This is a genomic window from Marinobacter sp. (assembly GCF_041690455.1).
Lineage (GTDB): Bacteria > Pseudomonadota > Gammaproteobacteria > Pseudomonadales > Oleiphilaceae > Marinobacter.
The window spans coordinates 1-20091 of record NZ_JAWLHI010000016.1 but is presented as its reverse complement, the minus strand read 5'-3'; the positions used below and the strand labels follow the sequence as shown (position 1 = coordinate 20091).

Here is a 20091-nt window from a genome sequence, read left to right as displayed (position 1 = left end):
ATAGTGGAGGCATCCCGACTGGAAGCCGGCACAAGTATAACACCCAGATCCATGAAACAGCTTAGTCAGATCTATCTTCTTTTGCTACTGATAACCGGCCTGACCGGGTGTACGACCATTGGCTACTACACCCAGGCAATTACCGGTCACTTCGGCCTGATGACCCGTGCCGAACCCGTGCCCGAGGTCATCGGTAACACAGACACACGCCCCGACATCCGGGCCAAACTGGAGCTGGCGCTGGAGGCGAGGCAGTTTGCCCGCGAGCAACTGGCGCTGCCGGTGGGGGATGCCTTCCTGGAATACGTGCAGCTGGAACGCCCCTGGGTGGTGGTGAACCTGGTGGCGGTACCGGAATTCTCCCTGGAACCACACCGCTGGTGCTACCCGTTTGTCGGGTGCCAGGCCTACCGGGGCTACTTCAGTCTGGAGGATGCCAGGAAGGAGCAGGCCAGGTTCCGGGCCGACGGTTATGACACCTTCATCGGCGGCGTCACCGCCTACTCCACCCTGGGCTGGTTTGACGATCCCCTGCACAGCGGGTTTACCGGCCTGAGCGAGGACCGCATGGTCGCCCTTATGTTTCACGAACTGGCCCACCGCGTGGTCTACATTGCCGAGGACACCACCTTCAACGAAAGCTTTGCCACCGCGGTGGAACTGGAAGGACTCCGGCTGTGGCTGAGCCAGCGGGGCGAGGGTGACCGGTTCGAAGTAGCCCTGGCCCGATTGCAACGCCGGAACCAGACCCTGAACCTGGTCCATGAGGCCACCGACAGTCTGGAGAGACTCTACAAACAGGCCGATACCCTGCCTGCCGACACTCTGCGGGCGCGAAAGCAGGCGATCCTCACGCAGCTTGCTGACGATTACGGAAAGCTGTCAGAGACCTGGACCGAGCCCGGCCCGTTCGGACCCGCCCCGGTCACGCTCAACAACGCCAATCTGGCCCTGTTCCGGCAGTACAACCAGTTCGTACCCGGCTTCCGACAGCTGTTATCCGATCATGGCCATGACTTCCCGGCCTTCTATCGGGCCGCGGAGGAGCTGGGCCAGCAGCCGCCGGATCAGCGGACAGCCGCTCTGGAGCGGCTGTCACAGAGGTTTGCAGAAAACCTTTGAGTTGCGTTGACTGTTATAGGACGCCAGCTTGGGGCCAGGCAGGGACTGGACACTGGACGGCAGGAAGCCTCGCTCCCGGAACCAGTGTTCGGTCTGGGTGGTAAGGACAAACAGATTCTGGATGCCCTGGCCGCGGGCGAGTTTCTCGATCATGGCCAGGAGCTCATCCCCCCGGCCGGCCCGGCGATAGGAAGGGTCGACAGCAAAGCAGGACAGCTCCCCTGCGTTTTCCTCCGGATAAGGGTACAGGGCCGCGCAGCCGACAATGGTGCCGTCCCGCTCCGCCACCACGAAGCGGTCAATCTCGGTTTCCAGCATTTCCCGGGAGCGCCTTACCAGGATCCCCTGCTCTTCCAGGGGCTGGATCAGCTCCAGGATACCACCGAGGTCTTCTACCCTGGCCTGACGGATCTTCTCGTAATTGTCACCACTGACCAGGGTGCCGGAACCGTCCAGGGTGAACAGTTCGCCAAGCAGCGCCCCGTCTTCCTCATAACTGATGATATGCGCCCGACGAACACCCTTGACGCAGGCATCGCAGGCCGCCTGCAGGAGATCCGCATCGTGCCCGGTAACGGTCCCGGCGGCCAGGCGCTCCGAAGCCTGCCGGACCGACAATTCCCGGATCAGGGTGCCATCCTCTTCGAGCAACCCCTGATCATCGATGAACACGATCAGTTTCTCGGCCTGCACGGCGGCGGCTACCTGACTGCCGACATCCTCATAGGACAGGTTGAAGGCATCACCGGTGGGTGAATAGCCCATGGGCGGCAGGATCACGATATGCCCCAGTTCCAGCAGCTTCTCGATCCCGCTGGCATCGATCCGGCGGACCCGGCCGGTGTAACCGAAATCGATGCCGTCGAGCACCCCCACCGGGCGGGCAGTGACGAAGTTGCCGCTGCTGACCCGGATCCGGGCATTGTGCATGGGTGAGTTGACCAGACCCATGGACAACTGGCTCTCCAGATAGGCACGAAGACCACCGATGGCTTCCATGACCATCGGCAGATGCTGTTCGGGGGTAATCCGCAGGCCCCGGTCAAACCGGGACTGGGCGCCGGCACTGTCCAGGCGGGTCTGGATCTGCGGCCGGGCGCCAAAGGCAACCACCAGGCGCACACCCAGGCTGCTCAGCAGGGCAATATCGTGGATGATATTGATAAAGTTGCCGTGCTCAATGGCATCGCCCGGAATGGTCAGCACCACAGTCCGGCCGCGATGGGCGTTGATGTAGGGCGATGAGTGGCGGAAACCGTGCAACCATTCGTTCGATTTCAATTCCGCTTCTCCGTCACAGGCAAAACTCCTCGATCAGTCCCCGGAGTATCCGCACTGTCGGCTCAAGCTGGGACAGCTCCAGGTATTCATCCGGTTGGTGCGCCTGGTCAATGGAGCCGGGCCCCATCACCAGGGTCTCCAGGCCCAGCTTCTGGAGCCACGGTGCTTCCGTGGCAAAGGCGACCGCGTGGGCGGTGTGTCCGGTCAGTTTTTCACAGGTTCGGACCAGCGCCGCATCAGCCGGTGTCTCGAACGGTGGCACCCCGTCAAACAGGGGCTCGAACACCAGTCCCAGTTCCCGCCGCTCGGCAACCGGCTGGACCCTGGCCAGGATCGCCTGCCTCAGGTCCTCCATGGACATGCCCGGCAGTGGCCGGAGGTCAAAATGCAGTTCGCACTGGGCACAGATCCGGTTGGGATTGTCACCACCGTGGATGCAGCCCAGGTTCAGGGTGGGAAACTGGACTTCGAAGTTGGGGTTCAGGTACTTCTGCTGCCACTGGCTCCGGAGCGTCAGCAGTTCGGTCATGGCCTCATGCATGCCCTCCATGGCGTTGCGCCCCAGGGCCGGATTGGAGGAATGGCCGGACTGCCCCTCAAACTTCAGCCGCTCCATCATGATGCCCTTATGCATCCGCACCGGCCTGAGGCTGGTGGGTTCACCGATGACCGCATAACGGGCCTTCGGTTTCCCGGCCTCGGCCAGGGCCCGGGCGCCGTTCATGGAGCTTTCTTCGTCCGCCGTCGCCAGAATGATCAGCGGCTGCCTGAGTGGCGTGTCCGAGTAGGCTTTGGCGGCCTCGATCGCCAACGGAAAGAAGCCCTTCATGTCGCAGGTGCCCAGCCCATACCAGCGATTATCCCGCTCGGTCAGGGTGAACGGATCACTCTGCCAGCGCTTGTCATCGAAGGGAACGGTATCGGTGTGACCGGACAACACCAGCCCGCCTGACCCCCGCCCGAGGGTGGCAATGAGGTTGAACTTGCCGGGCATGCCGGGCACTTCGAGGATCTCCACCACGAAACCGAGGGGTTCGAGCCATTCAGCGAGGGTGCGAACGACCGCTTCATTACTGTGGTCCCACTCGGGTGAAGCACTGCTGATTGAAGGCAGGGAAATCAGCCGGGCCAGCATGTCCCTGAGCTCCGGAACCACCGCCTTCGTGTCTGCGGACTGTGCCATAGTATCCTCTCAGCCCCCGTCCGGGGTTGATCATGGTGATCGTGGGCGATCAAGAGTGATCAGGTGTCATTCACTGCGGCCACGGCGCCAGACCTCAAAGCCGGATACCGCACTCAACAGCATCGGGTAGGCCACTTCGCCGCCGGCAACCACCCGGGCCACTTCCAGCTCGCGCTCGGAGACACTGACCAGGCGTCCTTCCACCACATTGTCATTCGAAAGGGTCACCCGGACGGGACGCCCGATCCAGCGGCTGGCCGTTGCGACCGGCTCGGCATACCACCCCGCCACCGCCGGATTCTCGCGAGTGTCGGCAGACGCCTCGGCGGCCTCATCAACCGGCTCGGGCGCCGGCGGCAGAGCCTCCAGGTATATATCCGGAACCCCAGCCCCATTATAAGCCACTTGCCAGCCAGCCTCCTGACCTTCGGCATCCGGATCCCTGACCGGGATCCCCAACCAGGGCTCCGATGGCTCGATGGCAAGGCTCAGCTCGCCACCTTCCAGCAGCCACTGCCGGTACAGGGCAAGCAGCTGTTCACTGGCCGCCAGCCCCCGGGCGCTCAACCCCTGTTCCAACGCTTCGGTGGCACGGCGTGCCCATTCCATGGTATCCAGTCCCGCCTCCCGGGAACAGTAGGCTGCAATCCGGCGCATCAGGCCACCATCCCTGAGTATAACGGCCATTGGCTCATCGGAACTGGCCAGGGTGTCTGCCGGTGTGATCAGATCAATCCGGGCACCGGGCCAGTCCACTTCCACACTGCCGGTCCCGGCGGTGTTCAGTTCGGCGGATACCCCTGTGGTCCTCTGCTGCACCAGGAGCTCGCCTGCCAGCCCGGTAATGCCCATCCGCATCAGGTCACCACTGCCCAGTTGCTGCCTCGGATCCGGCGCACAGGGCAGCACCAGTAGCGCCGGATCACCCTCGACACTGGTGCCTTCGGCAGTCACCCAGTTCCGAAACATATTGGCGTCGAGCACCAGGCCCAGGCCCTCGGCCCGGAGCGACCATTGCCCAGGCAGGTTGTCCGGATCGGCCAGGGCAGTGAGCAGGGCCAGCGGTGAGCCGGCGTCGAATTCGAGCCGGCCCGATTCCAGCGACTGGGTCAGGCGGAAATCCTGCCACCGGGCATTGGTCAGTATCAGCCGCCCATCCATACCGGAGCCCACGGTACCCCGCTCGAGCACCCCGTAATCGTCCAGGGCCAGACGTGCTTCCGCCATACGCTGGTCGGTCAACCACCAGACGGCGCCTTTGAAGGCCGCAAAGGTCAACAGGGCCAGCACAATCAGCAGGGTCAGCAGCCGCTTCATCCGGATACTCCTCGGGTGGATCAGTTGCGGGAAATCAGGGTACCGACACCCTCATCGGTAAAGATTTCCAGGAGGCAGGCGTGGGCAACCCGTCCATCAATGATGTGGGAAGTGCGCACACCGTTCTCCACGGCACTCAGGGCGCAACGGATCTTGGGCAGCATGCCGCCATGGATGGTGCCGTCCTCGATCAGTTCGTTCACCTGCTGGGCCGTCAGTCCGGTCAGCACCTTGCCGTCCTTGCTCTTCAGACCGGAAACATTGGTCAGCAAGATCAGCTTCTCGGCCTTCATGGCTTCGGCTACCTTGCCCGCCACCAGGTCGGCATTGATGTTGTAGGAGGTACCATCCGGCCCTACCCCGATCGGGGCAATCACCGGGATGACATTGCTGCGGGTCAGCATCTCGATGACATCCACGTTGACACTGGCGACCTCACCCACGTGACCGATGTCGATGATCTCTGGCCGCTCAAGCTCCGGAGATCGGTTGACCACCTCGAGCTTGCGGGCCCGGATCAGGTTGGCATCCTTGCCGGTCAGGCCGACTGCGGTGCCGCCGTGGGCATTGATCAGGGATACGATTTCCTTGTTCACCTGGCCCCCGAGCACCATCTCCACCACATCCATGGTTTCGGAATCGGTGACCCGCATGCCGTTGACGAACCGGGATTCGATATTCAGGCGTTCCAGCAGCTCACCGATCTGGGGGCCGCCACCGTGAACCACGATCGGGTTGATGCCGACCAGCTTCATCAGCACCACGTCCCGGGCGAAGCTGCTCTTGAGTTCCTCGTTTTCCATGGCGTTGCCGCCATACTTGATCACCACCGTCTTGCCGGTGAACCGTTGGATATAGGGCAGGCCCCGGCTCAGTACTGAAGCCACCTGCATTGCTGTCTCACGATCCAGCGCCATGTTGTTCCTTACCTTTGAAAAAACGTTGTTAACCCGCCCGGGTTTGCGGGCATCCGACATCATCAGAAATCGGTCACAATATCAGGGGCCACCCGCTGCAGCTGCTCCCGGAACACATTCCGTATCCGGTCCAGGGCTTCCTGGGTTTCGCCCTCAAACCGCAGCACCAGCACCGGTGTGGTGTTGGAGGCCCGGCACAGTCCCCAGCCATCGGCGTAGTCTACGCGAATACCGTCAATGGTACTGATGTTGCCGTCACCAAAATCCCCTTCGGCAGCGAGCCGCTCAATGATGGCGAACTTGCTGCTCTCGGTCACTTCGACATTGAGCTCGGGGGTACTGACATCTTCCGGAAAGTCCTCGAACACCTCGTCACAGTGCCGATCCTCGATACCGAGAATTTCCAGCAACCGGGCGGCGGAGTATAGGCCGTCGTCGAAGCCGTACCAGCGCTCGCCAAAGAAGATATGGCCGCTCATCTCGCCGGCCAACAGGGCGCCCGTTTCCTTCATCTTGGCCTTCATCAGGGAGTGGCCGGTTTTCCACATGATCGGGCGGCCCCCGGCCTCGGAGATGACATTGGCCAGACGCCGGCTGCACTTGACGTCGTAGAGCACGTCGGCGCCGGGATTGCGGGACACCACATCCCGGGCGAACAGCATCAGCAACCGATCGGGCCAGATAATCTTGCCGGTGTTGGTTACCACGCCAAGTCGGTCCCCATCGCCGTCGAAAGCAACACCGAGATCCGCACCCTCGGCCCGGACCCGGGCGATCAGGTCTTCCAGATTCGCCGGCTTACCGGGATCCGGGTGGTGGTTGGGGAAGTCCCCGTCAACTTCGCAGTAAAGGGGAACCACCTCGCAACCCAGTTCTTCAATGAGCAGGGGCGCCAGTTCACCGGCGATGCCATTACCGGCGTCAACCACCACCTTCAGCGGCGCGGCAACCGCGATGTCGCCGACGATGCGATCCAGATAGGCCCGGCGCACGTCCTGGCTGGTCTCCTCACCCTGCCCGCTGACCAGGTCGTCCGATTCGGCCCGCCGATAAAGCTGCTGAATGGCTTCACCGGAAAGGGTCTCGCCGCCGAGCATGATCTTCAGCCCGTTGTAATTGGCCGGATTATGGCTGCCGGTTACCATTACCCCGGACCCGGTCTGCAGCTCGTGAGTGGCGAAATAGAGTACCGGCGTGGGTACCGCGCCGATATGGATCACGTTGCAGCCTGTCGCCATGACCCCCTGGGCAAGGGCATCGGCCAGCGCCGGGCTGGAGTGACGGCCGTCATACCCGACACACAAGGCGCCGATGCCCCTGTCCACGGCTTCGGAGCCGATGGCCTGGCCAATGACCCGGACCACATCCTCGGACAAGGTCTCACCGACAATGCCCCGGATGTCGTAGGCCCGGAAAATCTCGGGAGACAACTGCACGGGCGGGGCCGGAGCCTGCGGCACTTCCGGAGCCGGTTCATCATGCGACGGACTGCTGTCCCCCCTGAAACCCAGCACGTCCTCATCCCCGTCCATCATGTCGATGTCGAGCACATCCTTGTCCTGGAACAGCGGCTCCTCGTCCGTTCCGGCCTTGGCCTGCCCGCCCCCTTTCCCGGCGGGCACCGGGGCCGAGGTCCGGGCAACACGCTTGTCGACAGCCTGGGACAGCCGGTAAAGGACCTCTCCGGTGGAAGCGATCATGTCCCAGCGGAAGCCGGGAGGCCTCGAGCGTTCGCCCCCGAACACCTTTTGTGCCCACTGGACCAGGGCCGCAACATCCTGCCGCAGACTGCGTTGGGCGCTGCCGAGCAGGAGCCACACCGCAATGGCCGCAATCAGTACCGGCACACTCACCATCAGGGCGATGACCACCATGTCCACCGGGGGCGCCGGTACCCGTGCTGGCCGATAGGACACCGACCAGTCAGGATTGACGAGCGGACGACTGACCGCCTCGCCGTCACCGGAGCCCTGGCTGACAACAGTCCGGGCGGTCCCGGACACGGTTTGCACCAGCGCGAGCTGGCCGCCCAACTGCGGATTGACCACGGACAGCAGCGGCTGCAGACGCGAGGCCTCGAACACCATCAGCAGACTGCCGGCGATGGTGTCGGCGCCAGGGTTGCGGACCGGAGTGGCGATCTGCACGAACCAGCGGTTTTCCCGCGGGAAGGCATCCGGGTAGAGTTTGCCTCCGGTTTCCGCCGTGCGCGCCAGTTCCAGACCGGCAAACCCCAGCAGGGCATCGTCATCGGCCGAACGGGGAATGGCTCCGGAAGGGAAAAGGTAGACTGCCTGGATACCGGGAAGGGCTCCGGCGAGCTGATCTTCGGCCGCCGTTACGGATTCACCGCCCTGGACCGCCTGCCGGACGTAAGCCTGGGTCGCCAGCCCCTCGACACTCTGCTGCAAAAGCTCGAGGTACCGGTTCAGTCGCTCGGCGGCCGCTTCCACCTCGTGACCCTGCTGCACCAACAGACGTTCATTGCCCGAGGGCTGAACCACCATGAAGTGCAGCAAAACGACAGAGGCAATGCCGGCCAGCACGACAATCAGCGCCTGACTGGCAGCAATGGAGGTGAGGCGCCTGAGGCGGGGGCCGGACGCCTTGTCCCTGCCCTTGCGCGCCTTCTCGCTTTTCGCCGGTTTGTCGTCTGACCTGTCTTCTGAAGACTTTTTCCAGCCGAACTTCATAGTCTATCCCGCGATGTTATTTTTCGTCCTGAACAGGCAGTTATCCGCCAAGTATAGCCGGCCGGGAATGGGCCGGCATGAACCCGGATGAATCAATGGCTCCCGGTGGAGCCGAAGCCACCCTCACCCCGGGCGCTGGCATCAAATTCATCCACCACTTCAAAGTCGGCCTGCACCACGGGCACCAGGACCAGCTGCGCGATCCGCTCGCCAATATTGACTGTGAACGTGGTATGGCCCCGGTTCCAGCAGGACACCATCAACTCGCCCTGGTAATCGGAGTCGATCAGGCCGACCAGGTTGCCCAGCACGATACCGTGCTTGTGCCCCAGTCCGCTGCGAGGAAGAATCATTGCTGCCAGGGACGGATCGGCAATGTGGATCGACAACCCGGTGGGAATCAGCTGGGTCTGGCCGGGCTCCAGCACCAGCGGCTCTTTCAGGCAGGCTCTGAGGTCCAGGCCGGCGGAACCTTCGGTGGCATACTCGGGAAACGGAATACTGGTACCGATCCGGTCATCAAGAATCCGGACCTGCAGGGTCTTTTGGGTCATGAAGTTGCTTCCAGGTGTTCGCCAATCAGGGCCACCAGACGGGTGGCGATGGTCTGTTTGCTGTCCGGTCCGATCTGCTCCTGCCCGCCGGGCCAGAACACGGTGACCGCATTGTTGTCGCTGTTGAAACCCAGCCCCGGAGCCGAAACGTCGTTGGCCACGATCATGTCAAGCTTCTTCCGAGCCATCTTGTCGGTGGCATAGCGCGCCACATCGGTGGTTTCCGCCGCGAAACCCACGGCGAACGGAGCGTCGGCACGCCTGGCCACCGTGGCCAGGGTATCCGGGTTACGCACCAGCGCCAGGGACATGGCTTCAGTGGATTTCTTGATCTTGTCATCGGCACAGGTCTCCGGGCGATAGTCGGCTACCGCCGCGGTCGCGATGAAAACGTCACAGCCCTCATCCACGGCGGCCATGGACGCCTCGAGCATGTCCTGGGCGGTCATCACCGGCCGGACGTCCACGCCTGCCGGCGGCGCAATGGTTACCGGGCCACTGACCAGAATGACCGTCGCGCCGGCAGCCCGGGCGGCACCGGCCAATGCATAGCCCATCTTGCCCGAGCTATGGTTGCTGATGTACCGGACCGGATCCAGCGGTTCCCGGGTCGGACCCGCGGTAATCACCACCCGCTTGCCGCTCAGCGGTCCCTGGTGCTCATCCAGAACCAGGGACGCCAGGGCTTCCGGCTCCAGCATCCGGCCGGGACCGGTATCGCCACAGGCCTGATCACCCTGATCGGGGCCCCAGACCGTAACCTGGGGATCTTCGTTCAGCATCGCCAGGTTGCGCTGGGTCCGGAAATTGCGCCACATGGCCTGGTTCATTGCCGGCGCCAGGGCAATGGGCGCACCGGTGGCACAACAGACGGTCGTCAGCAGGTCATTGGCCAGGCCGTTGGCCAGCCGGGCCATGAAATCCGCCGAGGCCGGTGCCACCACCACCTGCTCGGCCCACTTGGCCAGTTCGATATGACCCATACCGGCTTCCGCCTCGGGGTCCAGCAACGAGGTCCGGACCGGTTCACCGCTGAGCGCCTGGAAGGTCAGCGGGGTCACGAACGCCTCGGCCCCGGAGGTCATCACCACACGAACCTCACAGCCGGCCTTCTTCAACTGCCGCACCAGTTCGGCACTCTTGTAGGCGGCAATGCCACCGGTCACTCCCAACAGAATTCGCTTGGCGCCCATACCGGCTCCACAATTCCTTATATTGAAAAGGGTTATAAGATAGCACGCCCGGTTATCAGTGACAGCCAGGGTGGAAATCTTAACATTTACCGAATGTTACTTTTTCAAGTAACCTTTGTAACCCTGAGAAGCCAATCCCGGTGCAGGAAGCACCGGCACGACCACCACCAGATGCAAGGAAGCCAGGCATGCCCACTTCTCTCTGGCCGGCCGACGAGCGCCCCCGTGAGCGCCTGCTGGCACACGGCCCCGAATCCCTGTCCGACGCCGAGTTACTCGCCATCTTTCTGCGCACCGGCACCACCGGCATGCCGGTCATGGCCCTGGCGAGGCACCTGATTGACGAGTTCGGCGGGCTGCGGGGGCTGCTGACCGCCTCCCGTCGGCAATTCTGCCGGGTCAAGGGCCTGGGCACCGCCAAGTATGCCCAGGTCCAGGCGGCCCTGGAGATGTCCCGGCGGGTGATGGACGAACCGCTGCGCCAGGGTGATCCGCTGCGCTCACCGGCCGACACCCGCCGGTTTCTCACCAGCCGTCTGGGGACCTATCCCCACGAAGTCTTTGCCGGCCTGTTCCTGGATAACCGTCACCGGGTCATCCAGTACCGGGAACTGTTCCGGGGCACCATCGACGGCGCCGCCGTCTATCCCCGGGAGGTGGTGCGCCAGGCCCTGGAGGACAATGCCGCTGCGGTCATCTTTGCCCACAACCATCCTTCGGGTGTCGCCGAACCCAGCCAGGCCGACATTTCCCTGACCCGCCGCCTGAAAGAAGCGCTTGGGCTGGTGGATATCAGGGTTCTTGACCATATGGTTGTCGGCCACGGTGAGGTAATATCTCTCGCCGAAAGAGGATTGATGTGACTGTCAGCAAAATGACGCCCCTCAGGCTGGCCAAATTCCCAACAATTTTTTGCGTTGGGTGGCGAGTTCTGGTATAAAAGCGTCCCTTTCTGGCGGCGTCTGGCAGGCAGCGTTCCGTTACAAGGCGCGAACAGGGAGCAAGCAGGCTCCCCGGCAACCAGAGACGCATTAAAAACGAATTCGTATTGATAGAGACCACTGCTCAGGTCGGAGGCAAGTATGTCCAGAGTTTGTCAGGTTACCGGTAAGCGTCCGGTATCCGGTAACAACGTATCCCACGCGATGAACCACACTCGTCGCCGTTTTCTGCCGAATCTGCAGAACCACCGTTTCTGGGTTGAATCCGAGAAGCGTTTCGTGAAGCTGCGCGTATCCACCAAGGGCATGCGCATCATCGACAAAAAAGGCATTGACGCTGTGCTGGCCGATCTTCGTGCCCGCGGCGAGAAAGTATAAGGAGCCGCATCATGCGCGAGAAAATCAAGCTGGTATCTTCAGCAGGCACTGGTCACTTCTACACGACCAAAAAGAACAAGCGTAACACTCCGGAAAAGATCGAGATCAAAAAGTACGATCCGGTTGTCCGCAAGCACGTTGCGTACAAGGAAGCCAAGATCAAGTAATCCTGATCCGGCCTTCACAAAAAAACCCGGCAGCTGCCGGGTTTTTTTGTGTCCGTGATAAACATCAGAAGGTTTCCAGGTAGCCCTTCGGCAACGCCACATCCATGGCAATGGGCAGATGATCGGAAACCGGATAGCTCACCACTTCCGAACGCCGGATTTCCAGGCTCGGGCTGACCAGGATGTGATCCAGCGCCTTCTCCGGCCGCCAGCTCGGAAAACTGTGCGCGGTCTCCGGCAGCGGAATCAGGTCGGTTTCCTTAAGGGGGGTCTGAGTCAAAAGCTGCTCTGCGTGGGCGTTCATATCGCCCATCAGCACCACATGCCGATAATCGGCAATCTGCTCCCGGATATAGCCCAGCTGTCGCTGCTGTGCGGCCTTGCTCAGGGACAGGTGCATCAGCACCAGCACCAGGGGATCCTCTTTCACGCCATAGCGAGCGATGATCGCCCCCCGTCCGGGAATCAGCCCCGGCAACCGGTGCTCGGTGACATCCAGCGGGCGGAACCGGCTGAGGAGACCGTTGGAATGCTGGGCGATCTGGCCCATGTTGCGGTTCAGCTGCTGGTACCAGTAGGGGATTCCCGCCGCCTCGGCCAGGTATTGCACCTGATTGATAAAGCCACTGCGGAGGCTGCCGCCATCGCATTCCTGCAGCGCCACCACATCGTAATTGCTGACCAGCCGGGCAATCCGGTCCAGGTTCTCGATACGGTTGCGATGGGGCAGGACATGCTGCCAGCTGCGGGTCACATAGTGGCGGTAGGACGTAGTATTGATGCCCACCTGGATATTGAAGGTCAGCAGCCGGATATGGCGGTGGGGTTCAAATTCCGGAACATGCTCGAAGCCGGAACAGCGACCCCTCGGCTCCTGTTCCGACTTCAGAATTCCATCGATCTGTTTGCGAATACGCTTGTACATAGGCCGGCAGTCTCTTCCTGCCTGTAAGGCCCGGTGGCAAGGCCGCGCCACCGGGCTATCTGTCATTGCCCGGCGTTGTTTTCCTTCTCTACCAGGTAATCCACAACTTTCAGTACGGCTTCATGACCACCGGCCATGGAAGCCGTCACCGTATACTTCCCATCAACCAGCATAGTCGGTGTCCCGGTAACCCGCGCGCCGCGAATCTTGGCCTGGGCCTGCTGCATCTTCGCGTTCACACCGAAGCTGTTGTAGTTCTTGAGAAACTCTTCCGGATCCACGCCATGGCCGGCCACGAAATCCGCCAGGGATTCACCATCGTTCAGAGGCCGGCGCTCACCCGCCAGGGCGTCGAACAGGGCATCATGCACCTTCTCCAGCTCACCCATGGACTCAAGTGCGTAAAACGCCCTGGCATGGGGCTCCCAGGACTGACCCAGTGCGGCCGGGATACGAACGTAATTTACGTAATCCGGTGCATCGGCCTCCCAGGCCTCGGCCAGCGGCTTGAAGTTGTAACAGTGGGGGCAGCCATACCAGAACACCTCAGCCACCTCGACCCCGCTCTCGCTTGCGGTGCGCACCGGCGTATCAAGCTTGCGGTAATGAACGCCCTCTTCCCAGCTCTGGGCACTGGCGGTTCCCGTGACGGCGACGGCCATCGCCAGCAAAGCTGCCACTCCAAGTGATCTGATCATTCAACGTCTCCGATTTCCTGAATGCATTTTGTGAGGGATTATGACCCAGCAATCGGCAAAAGTTCCACAAGGGGGCCGACCGTGGCGCAATACAGCATGGTAAGCAAACAACAAAAAACCCCGCCAGGGCGGGGTTTTCCAGCAACACGTCCCGATATCAGTTGAGTCCGGAAACGTAGTTGGCGACAGCCTCGATTTCGGCGTCGGTCAGCTTGGCGGCAACGTCCATCATGATGGCTGCGTTGGCACCTGTGGCGCGGGAGCCGTCACGGTAAGCGTTCAGCTGCTTGATGACATATTCCGCACTCTGACCACCCAGTGCGGGGTAGCCACCCGGCGCATTACCCTTGCCCTGCGGGTTGTGGCAGCCCGCGCATGCCGGCACACCGGTCGCCAGGTTACCGCCACGGTACAGAGCTGCGCCCTGATCGATGGTGTCCGGGCTGGCCTGGCTCACGATCATCTCCTGGCTGTCGAAGTAGGCCGCCAGGTCCTGCAGATCCTGCTCGGACATGTTATCCAGCAGACCCGTCATTTCCGGGATGGCACGGTCACCGGACTTGATGGCCACCAGCTGGTCATAAAGGTATTTCTCGCCCAGCCCGGACAGCTTCGGGTACACACCCATCACCGGCTTCTGGCCGCCCTGGCCGTGGCAGCCGGCACATACCGCTGCGTTCTGTTCACCTGCCTGGGGATCTCCTGCTCCGTGTGCCAGCGTTGTAAGGCTAACACCAAGAACAACTCCTGCGATCAGTTTTTTCATGCTCGCTCCGCTTCTCTCATCTTAAAGGTATTCTTCATCATGCAGCCGGCAGGCGCTGACCAGGCAGGCTCAAAACCGGGACTGACAGCGGTCACGCTCAGCGCGCCGCCCGGAATTGGTGTAGCATTATACATTAATCGCCAACAACTGAAATCCAAAGGAAAGCCAACTGTTGTGGACCCTGATCTGACTCAAAAATCCATCTCTTTTAACAGCGCCCGATTCCTGATCAGCGCGTCCCGGCTGGAAGAGTGTCCGCCCGATATCGGGGCCGAGGTCGCCTTTGCCGGCCGCTCCAACGCCGGCAAATCCAGTGCGCTCAACGCCATCACCGCCAACGGCAAGCTGGCCCGTACCTCCAAGACTCCCGGGCGCACCCGCCTGATCAACTTCTTCTCCCTGAACCGGGAAGGATGCCGGCTGGTGGACCTGCCGGGCTATGGCTACGCCAAGGTGTCGCGGGACATGAAGGACGACTGGCAGCAACACCTCGGTCATTACCTGAACGACCGCCGGTGCCTGCGGGGCCTGGTCCTGGTCATGGATATCCGCCATCCGTTGACCGACTTCGACCAAATGATGGTGGAATGGTGCGAACATAACCACCTTCCGCTGATGATTCTTGCCACCAAGGCCGACAAACTGAAATTCGGCCAGGCCAAGACCGCCATGCTGGGCATTGCCAAACAGCTGAAGAACTACCAGTGCGTTGAGCACCTGATCATGTTCTCGGCCACCTCCAAGCGGGGCGTCGAGGAGTGCCGGGAGGCACTGACGGAATGGCTGGAGGCGGAATCGCCGGAACTGGCATAAAAAAACCGGTCTGCCAAGCGACAGACCGGTGAAACGTCAGGGTTTGCGACGTGCTAAAACCTGAGAACTCACTCAGGAGACGCAAGGAATGTCCGAATTCCCAACGTCACTACTATGATCGGCGTCCACGCCGGAAGTTCCCGAATCGTTCATTTTTTGCCCAATATTTCGCCTTTCACTTACTCTGATTGGTTCCGACACTGGTCCCGGCCGGCTCCGGAAGCGACGGCCGGTACTTTTCCCGCAGCGCCATCACCTGTTCCCGGTAACCCGCGGTCAGATAGGGGATCTCCAGGGTGAGCACCTGGTAGATGCCCTGCTTCAGTTCCGTCAGACTGAGGCTGGCGGGTTCGTCCGCCGCGTGGGCAGTTTTCAGGAACGCCATCCAGTTGGTGATCACGAGCCAGACATTGAGGGACATGGCCGAGCGCAGGTCTTCAGGCTGGGGCTCGATAATCCCGGCCTCCGACATCTTCTCGAAAATCTGACTGATGGCTGCCAGGCAACGATTGGTGAATTCCCGGTAGTCCTTACGCAGGCGGGGATCACTGTCGAGCAGATACTCCAGGTCCCGGTGGAAGAAGCGGTAACTCCAGAGCCCGTCGAAGACGGATTCAAGATAAAAGGTCAGATCATCCAGGGTCAGGGGCCGGTCCCGGGGGATATCCAGGTAGAAATCCACCAGCTTTTCGTACTCCAGGAAGATCTCGTAGATGATGTCCGACTTGTTGCGGAAGTGGTAATAGAGGTTGCCTGGGGAGATCGCGAGGTGGGCGGCAATGTGATTGGTGGTGACATTGCGCTCGCCCCGTTCATTGAACAGCTCGAGACTGGCAAGGATGATCTTGTCTCTGGTTTTCATAAGGTTGTGAGCACTTGTTGTGGTCTTTCGGTCGACTGGCCCGATCGGCCATCGGAGCTTGCTTGACTGCCTAGAGTATATACTCTAATAATACTCCCTGATGCAAACTGGCTGTTTTTTGGCCACACCACAAAAAAAGGTTGCCGGCCCCGATGCCGGCTGCCCAGGGGAGAATGTCATGGCTGCTACCGTCGTCCAGCTCACGGAAAGCAAGAAACACATCCAGCATACCCACCGGGTCTTCGCAGCGCAGAAAAAGGCCTTCCGGGGCAATCCCTCGCCGTCGCTGACCGAGCGGCAGGACAACCTGAAGCGCCTGAAACGAGCCCTGCTCAGCAACCAGGACCGGCTGGTGGAAGCCATTGACCGGGATTTCAGCTGCCGTTCCCGGGACGAGTCGCTGATTGCCGAGGTGATGCCGTCGATCCAGGGCATCAACTACACCCTGAAGAACCTCGGCGACTGGATGAAACCGTCCAAACGCCATGTCTCGGTGCTGTTCCAGCCCGCCAGCAACAAGGTGCACTACCAGCCCAAGGGTGTGGTGGGTGTGATCGTGCCCTGGAACTACCCCCTGTACCTGGCGGTTGGCCCACTGGTGGCGTCCCTGGCCGCCGGTAACCGCACCATGATCAAAATGTCCGAGTACACGCCGCACACCTCGGCGCTGTTCAAGGAAATCATCGAGGACAACTTTGCCGAGGACCTGGTCGCAGTAATCAATGGCGAGGCGGATGTGGCCGCCGACTTCTCCTCACGCCCCTTTGACCATCTGCTGTTCACCGGCTCCACGTCGGTCGGCAAGCTGGTGATGCGCGCGGCGGCGGAGAATCTGACGCCGGTGACCCTGGAGCTGGGCGGCAAGTCCCCGGCCATCGTTTCCCCGGATGTGCCCATGGAAGATGCGGCCCAGCGCATTGCCTTCGGCAAGGCCTTCAACGCCGGGCAGACCTGCGTCGCGCCGGATTATGTGCTGTGCCCGGCAGACCGGGTGCAGACTTTTGTGGATGAATTCCGTACCCGATTCGCAGAAATGTACCCAAGCCTGCGGGATAATGATGATTACACCGCGATCATCAACGAACGCCAGTATGAGCGTCTGCAGGGGTACCTGGAAGATGCCAGGGAGAAAGGCGCAGAGCTGATCGAGATAAATCCGGCCCGTGAGGACCTGAAGGATGGCACGCGGAAGATTCCGCTGACCCTGGTGTTGAAGGCAAACCCGGACATGAAGGTGATCCAGGACGAGATTTTCGGTCCGATCCTGCCGGTGGTGGCCTACGGCACCCTGGACGAGGCCATCCACTACATCAACGACCGTCCGCGTCCGCTGGCGCTGTACTTCTTCGGTTACGACAAGGATGAGCAGCAGCACGTGGTGGAGAATACCCACTCCGGCGGCATGTGCATCAACGATGCGCTGATGCATGTGGCCCAGGATGATTTGCCGTTCGGGGGTATCGGGGATTCCGGCATGGGCCACTATCACGGCCGCGAGGGTTTCCTGACCTTCTCCCATCACCGGGCGATCTTCACCAAACAGAAATTCAACAGCGGAAAATTTGTCTACGCTCCGCACGGGACCGCCATGCATAGGCTGGTTTACCGGTTCTTTATTCGCTGATTGATCCGGGGGCTGCCGAGCTCTGGAAGGGCTTTCCGAAACACGCCGTGAATACGTCCATGTAGGCTTGAGCAAAACATCCCTGTTTTGCACAGTTTCGGAAAGCCCTTCCAGACCTCGGCGATCAGACTCCGGGCACACGCCGTCAAACAACAAAAAGAGAAGGCAGCAATGAACGATAATCCTGATGTACGTTCAGTTCCCTCCGATTTTACTGACCTGAACCGCCGCAGTTTCCTGAAAACCGGACTCGGCGGAGCGTTATTCCTGGGCACCGTCAGTGTCACCGCCGGCATCAGCGGCTGCAGCACCGCGCCCGCCGGTCGAGTCAGCGCCGTAGGCACCCGCATGGATGCCAGCTACGAGTTCCGCTTCCTGACCCCCGACGACATCCAGCTGTTCGAGGCCCTCCTTCCCGCGATTATCGGCCCCGGGCTGCCGGAGCAGCCGCAGGCCCGGCGCATGGCGATCGCCGGCACCATCGAGCGGATCGATGCCGGCATCCACAACTTCGGGCCTGCGAACCAGAAGGAACTCCGGCGCCTGTTCGATCTGCTCAACTTCGGTCTGACCCGCGTCACCATCGCCCGGGTGTGGTCGAGCTGGCCCAAGGTGACTACCGAGGAGGCCGATGCCTTCCTTGAACGCTGGCGTACCAGCGGTATCGGCCTGTTCAACAACGGTTATATTGCCCTGACCAAGATCAGCAACGTGGCGTTCTATGGTTACGAGGATTTCTGGCACCTCTCCGGTTACCCGGGGCCGCCGCAATGGGCGGTGGATGCCCTGCCCCAGTTCCAGAACGTGTGACACCCAGCTGATTGACGGAGCCAACCATGCAGTTAAAAGATCGAATCGCCCAGGGCCTGGAATCCGGCTGGAAAGTCACCGATGGCGCCACCCTGACCGAAAACCGCACCCTTGAAGCCGATGTCGTGGTGATCGGCACCGGCGCCGGTGGCGGCACCACCGCCGAGATCCTGGCCAAAAGCGGCCTGTCCGTCATCCTGGTGGAAGAAGGCCGGCTGTATTACCAGAAAGACTTCAAAATGGACGAACTCAGCGCCTACGCCAGCCTGTACCAGGAAGGCATGAGCCGGGTCACCAAAGACGGGGCCATCGCCATTCTCCAGGGCCGCTGCGTTGGCGGTTCCACCACCGTTAACTGGACCAGCAGCTTCCGCACCCCGGACGCCACCCTGAACTACTGGACCGAACGTTTCGGACTCGACGCCCTGGCACCGGATGCCATGGCTCCCTGGTTCGATGGCCGGGAACAACGCCACAACATGGAACCCTGGGCGGTGGAGCCCAACGTCAACAACGACATCCTGCGCCAGGGCTGCGATCAGCTCGGTTACAGCTGGCAGGTCATTCCCCGCAACGTCAAGGGCTGCTGGAACCTGGGCTACTGCGGCGTCGGCTGCCCCACCAACGCCAAACAGGGCGCCCTGCTCACCACCGTCCCGGGCGCTCTGGACAACGATGCCCACCTGATCCATGGCCTGCGGGCGGACAAACTGGTGATGAACCAGAACCGGATAGACCACCTCCAGGCCAGTGCCATGGCCGCCGACGGCATCACGCCCTCCGGCATCACCGTCACCCTGAAGGCCCGACATTTCGTCGCCGCCGCCAGTGCCATCGGCACCCCAGGCCTGCTGCTGCGCTCCGACATCCCCGACCCGCATAACCGGATCGGCAAACGGTCCTTCATCCACCCGGTCAACGCCTGCGTCGCGGAAATGCCCGAAAAAGTCGACCCCTTCTACGGCGCGCCCCAGTCCATCTACTCCGACCACTTCAACTTCAGCGGCGGCGTCGACGGCCCGGTAGGCTACAAACTCGAGGTGCCCCCTCTGCACCCGGCCATGTCCAGCGGCGTCATTCCCGGCCACGGCGACACCCAGATCAACACCATGGCCCGCCTGCCCTGGATGAACTCCGTCATCGCCCTGCTCCGGGACGGCTTCCACCCCGAAAGCCCCGGCGGCACCATCGGCCTGCGCGACGACGGCAGCCCGTACCTGGACTACCCGGTCACCGACTACCTCTGGGACGGCCTGCGCCGGGCCTTCTACACCATGGCCGAAATCCAGTTCGCCGCCGGCGCCAAACGCGTCCGCCTCATGCATCTGGACTCCGACTGGTACAGTAGCTGGGCCGACGCCAAAGCCGCCATCGACCAGCTCCCCATGGAACTGCACCGCGTCCGCCTGTTCACCGCCCACCAGATGGGCGGCTGCGGCATGGGCGCCAATCCGGAGGAATCGGTGGTCAACGGCTTCGGGGAACACCACCATGTCAGCAACCTGAGCGTCCACGACGCCTCGATCTTCCCGACCAGCATCGGGGCGAATCCGCAGTTGTCGGTCTATGCGCTTTCGGCGCGGAACAGCACAAGGCTGGCCAACCGACTCAAGGCCTGATCGAGTCAGCACGTCCGCTCCGCTCTTCCCAGGGAATCGGGGCGCTCTGCAGGAAGTCAGGAATGGCCGATTGGGAGGGTCTGTCCGGGAATGTGCGGAGCCAAGGATGGCGGAGCTCAAGCGTCACATGGACGTGCTTGAGCGTTTCCCGGACAGACCCTCCCAATCGGCCACGCCATCATCACTTAAATACCCACTCCAAAGCCCCGAAATCCCACCCCCGGCAAC

19 protein-coding genes are annotated in these 20091 nt (G+C 61.7%); 8 read left to right on the top strand and 11 right to left on the bottom strand.

The window, feature by feature from the left end; translation table 11 throughout:
- Window positions 1-51 precede the first annotated feature (51 nt).
- Window positions 52-1122 (top strand): aminopeptidase, encoded by a 1071-nt coding sequence (locus tag ACESMW_RS05685; RefSeq protein WP_372986092.1) that lies wholly within the window; start codon window positions 52-54, stop codon window positions 1120-1122.
- On the opposite strand, the gene argA is transcribed toward ACESMW_RS05685, so the two are convergent.
- The 7 genes from argA to coaBC form a co-directional block, all read right to left on the bottom strand.
- Window positions 1096-2403 carry an amino-acid N-acetyltransferase gene (gene argA, locus ACESMW_RS05680; protein WP_372986091.1) on the bottom strand — a complete coding sequence of 436 codons (1308 nt, stop codon included), beginning with the start codon at window positions 2401-2403 and terminating at the stop codon, window positions 1096-1098. The two genes, ACESMW_RS05685 and argA, sit on opposite strands and share 27 nt — an antisense overlap.
- A gap of 13 nt (window positions 2404-2416) precedes the next feature.
- Window positions 2417-3586 carry an acetylornithine deacetylase gene (argE, locus tag ACESMW_RS05675; RefSeq protein ID WP_372986090.1) on the bottom strand — a complete coding sequence of 390 codons (1170 nt, stop codon included), beginning with the start codon at window positions 3584-3586 and terminating at the stop codon, window positions 2417-2419.
- Window positions 3587-3652: 66 nt separating this feature from the next.
- Window positions 3653-4903 carry an acetylornithine deacetylase gene (locus ACESMW_RS05670; protein ID WP_372986089.1) on the bottom strand — a complete coding sequence of 417 codons (1251 nt, stop codon included), beginning with the start codon at window positions 4901-4903 and terminating at the stop codon, window positions 3653-3655.
- A 20-nt stretch (window positions 4904-4923) separates the two neighbouring features.
- A complete protein-coding gene (gene argB / locus ACESMW_RS05665) occupies window positions 4924-5820 on the bottom strand; it encodes an acetylglutamate kinase (RefSeq protein WP_372986088.1) in 897 nt (298 codons plus the stop codon).
- Window positions 5821-5882: 62 nt separating this feature from the next.
- Window positions 5883-8513, bottom strand: a complete 2631-nt coding sequence (locus ACESMW_RS05660) for a phosphomannomutase/phosphoglucomutase (RefSeq protein ID WP_372986087.1) — start codon at window positions 8511-8513, stop codon at window positions 5883-5885.
- 92 nt (window positions 8514-8605) lie between these two features.
- Window positions 8606-9067: a dUTP diphosphatase gene (dut, locus tag ACESMW_RS05655; protein ID WP_372986086.1), complete on the bottom strand. Its 462-nt coding sequence runs from the start codon at window positions 9065-9067 to the stop codon at window positions 8606-8608.
- Window positions 9064-10260 carry a bifunctional phosphopantothenoylcysteine decarboxylase/phosphopantothenate--cysteine ligase CoaBC gene (gene coaBC, locus ACESMW_RS05650; RefSeq protein WP_372986085.1) on the bottom strand — a complete coding sequence of 399 codons (1197 nt, stop codon included), beginning with the start codon at window positions 10258-10260 and terminating at the stop codon, window positions 9064-9066. Before coaBC ends, dut begins: the two co-directional genes overlap by 4 nt.
- Before the next feature lie 188 nt (window positions 10261-10448).
- On the opposite strand from coaBC, the gene radC reads away from it, so the two are divergent.
- From radC to rpmG, 3 genes are all read left to right on the top strand, one after another.
- Window positions 10449-11123, top strand: coding sequence for a RadC family protein (gene radC / locus ACESMW_RS05645; RefSeq protein WP_372986084.1), 675 nt, complete (start codon window positions 10449-10451; stop codon window positions 11121-11123).
- A 219-nt stretch (window positions 11124-11342) separates the two neighbouring features.
- Window positions 11343-11579 (top strand): 50S ribosomal protein L28, encoded by a 237-nt coding sequence (rpmB, locus tag ACESMW_RS05640; RefSeq protein ID WP_008939672.1) that lies wholly within the window; start codon window positions 11343-11345, stop codon window positions 11577-11579.
- 11 nt (window positions 11580-11590) lie between these two features.
- Complete coding sequence (rpmG, locus tag ACESMW_RS05635; protein ID WP_008173465.1) at window positions 11591-11746, top strand: 50S ribosomal protein L33; 156 nt, start codon at window positions 11591-11593, stop codon at window positions 11744-11746.
- A gap of 64 nt (window positions 11747-11810) precedes the next feature.
- On the opposite strand, the gene ACESMW_RS05630 is transcribed toward rpmG, so the two are convergent.
- From ACESMW_RS05630 to ACESMW_RS05620, 3 genes are all read right to left on the bottom strand, one after another.
- Window positions 11811-12671: an endonuclease/exonuclease/phosphatase family protein gene (locus ACESMW_RS05630; RefSeq protein WP_372986083.1), complete on the bottom strand. Its 861-nt coding sequence runs from the start codon at window positions 12669-12671 to the stop codon at window positions 11811-11813.
- A gap of 62 nt (window positions 12672-12733) precedes the next feature.
- On the bottom strand, window positions 12734-13369 hold the full coding sequence (locus tag ACESMW_RS05625; protein ID WP_372986082.1) for a thiol:disulfide interchange protein DsbA/DsbL: 636 nt from the start codon (window positions 13367-13369) through the stop codon (window positions 12734-12736).
- 157 nt (window positions 13370-13526) lie between these two features.
- Complete coding sequence (locus ACESMW_RS05620) at window positions 13527-14135, bottom strand: c-type cytochrome (protein ID WP_372986081.1); 609 nt, start codon at window positions 14133-14135, stop codon at window positions 13527-13529.
- Window positions 14136-14309: 174 nt separating this feature from the next.
- On the opposite strand from ACESMW_RS05620, the gene yihA reads away from it, so the two are divergent.
- Window positions 14310-14948 carry a ribosome biogenesis GTP-binding protein YihA/YsxC gene (yihA, locus tag ACESMW_RS05615; RefSeq protein ID WP_372986080.1) on the top strand — a complete coding sequence of 213 codons (639 nt, stop codon included), beginning with the start codon at window positions 14310-14312 and terminating at the stop codon, window positions 14946-14948.
- 175 nt (window positions 14949-15123) lie between these two features.
- Here the strand turns inward: yihA and ACESMW_RS05610 are convergent, their stop codons facing one another.
- Window positions 15124-15810, bottom strand: coding sequence for a TetR/AcrR family transcriptional regulator (locus ACESMW_RS05610; RefSeq protein WP_372986079.1), 687 nt, complete (start codon window positions 15808-15810; stop codon window positions 15124-15126).
- A 178-nt stretch (window positions 15811-15988) separates the two neighbouring features.
- On the opposite strand from ACESMW_RS05610, the gene ACESMW_RS05605 reads away from it, so the two are divergent.
- The 3 genes from ACESMW_RS05605 to ACESMW_RS05595 all read left to right on the top strand — a co-directional run bounded on the left by ACESMW_RS05605 (window position 15989) and on the right by ACESMW_RS05595 (window position 19863).
- On the top strand, window positions 15989-17434 hold the full coding sequence (locus tag ACESMW_RS05605; protein ID WP_372986078.1) for a coniferyl aldehyde dehydrogenase: 1446 nt from the start codon (window positions 15989-15991) through the stop codon (window positions 17432-17434).
- A gap of 171 nt (window positions 17435-17605) precedes the next feature.
- Window positions 17606-18244, top strand: coding sequence for a hypothetical protein (locus ACESMW_RS05600; RefSeq protein ID WP_372986077.1), 639 nt, complete (start codon window positions 17606-17608; stop codon window positions 18242-18244).
- A gap of 26 nt (window positions 18245-18270) precedes the next feature.
- On the top strand, window positions 18271-19863 hold the full coding sequence (locus ACESMW_RS05595; protein ID WP_372986076.1) for a GMC family oxidoreductase N-terminal domain-containing protein: 1593 nt from the start codon (window positions 18271-18273) through the stop codon (window positions 19861-19863).
- Window positions 19864-20091: the final 228 nt, after the last annotated feature.

What these genes read in the sequence shown, in the direction of transcription:
- ACESMW_RS05685 (WP_372986092.1), top strand. Translation starts at nt 52, where the DNA reads ATGAAACAGCTTAGTCAGATCTATCTTCTTTTGCTACTGATAACCGGC.
- argE (WP_372986090.1), bottom strand. Translation starts at nt 3,586, where the DNA reads ATGGCACAGTCCGCAGACACGAAGGCGGTGGTTCCGGAGCTCAGGGAC.
- ACESMW_RS05670 (WP_372986089.1), bottom strand. Translation starts at nt 4,903, where the DNA reads ATGAAGCGGCTGCTGACCCTGCTGATTGTGCTGGCCCTGTTGACCTTT.
- argB (WP_372986088.1), bottom strand. Translation starts at nt 5,820, where the DNA reads ATGGCGCTGGATCGTGAGACAGCAATGCAGGTGGCTTCAGTACTGAGC.
- ACESMW_RS05660 (WP_372986087.1), bottom strand. Translation starts at nt 8,513, where the DNA reads ATGAAGTTCGGCTGGAAAAAGTCTTCAGAAGACAGGTCAGACGACAAA.
- dut (WP_372986086.1), bottom strand. Translation starts at nt 9,067, where the DNA reads ATGACCCAAAAGACCCTGCAGGTCCGGATTCTTGATGACCGGATCGGT.
- coaBC (WP_372986085.1), bottom strand. Translation starts at nt 10,260, where the DNA reads ATGGGCGCCAAGCGAATTCTGTTGGGAGTGACCGGTGGCATTGCCGCC.
- radC (WP_372986084.1), top strand. Translation starts at nt 10,449, where the DNA reads ATGCCCACTTCTCTCTGGCCGGCCGACGAGCGCCCCCGTGAGCGCCTG.
- rpmB (WP_008939672.1), top strand. Translation starts at nt 11,343, where the DNA reads ATGTCCAGAGTTTGTCAGGTTACCGGTAAGCGTCCGGTATCCGGTAAC.
- rpmG (WP_008173465.1), top strand. Translation starts at nt 11,591, where the DNA reads ATGCGCGAGAAAATCAAGCTGGTATCTTCAGCAGGCACTGGTCACTTC.
- ACESMW_RS05630 (WP_372986083.1), bottom strand. Translation starts at nt 12,671, where the DNA reads ATGTACAAGCGTATTCGCAAACAGATCGATGGAATTCTGAAGTCGGAA.
- ACESMW_RS05625 (WP_372986082.1), bottom strand. Translation starts at nt 13,369, where the DNA reads ATGATCAGATCACTTGGAGTGGCAGCTTTGCTGGCGATGGCCGTCGCC.
- ACESMW_RS05620 (WP_372986081.1), bottom strand. Translation starts at nt 14,135, where the DNA reads ATGAAAAAACTGATCGCAGGAGTTGTTCTTGGTGTTAGCCTTACAACG.
- ACESMW_RS05610 (WP_372986079.1), bottom strand. Translation starts at nt 15,810, where the DNA reads ATGAAAACCAGAGACAAGATCATCCTTGCCAGTCTCGAGCTGTTCAAT.
- ACESMW_RS05605 (WP_372986078.1), top strand. Translation starts at nt 15,989, where the DNA reads ATGGCTGCTACCGTCGTCCAGCTCACGGAAAGCAAGAAACACATCCAG.
- ACESMW_RS05600 (WP_372986077.1), top strand. Translation starts at nt 17,606, where the DNA reads ATGAACGATAATCCTGATGTACGTTCAGTTCCCTCCGATTTTACTGAC.
- ACESMW_RS05595 (WP_372986076.1), top strand. Translation starts at nt 18,271, where the DNA reads ATGCAGTTAAAAGATCGAATCGCCCAGGGCCTGGAATCCGGCTGGAAA.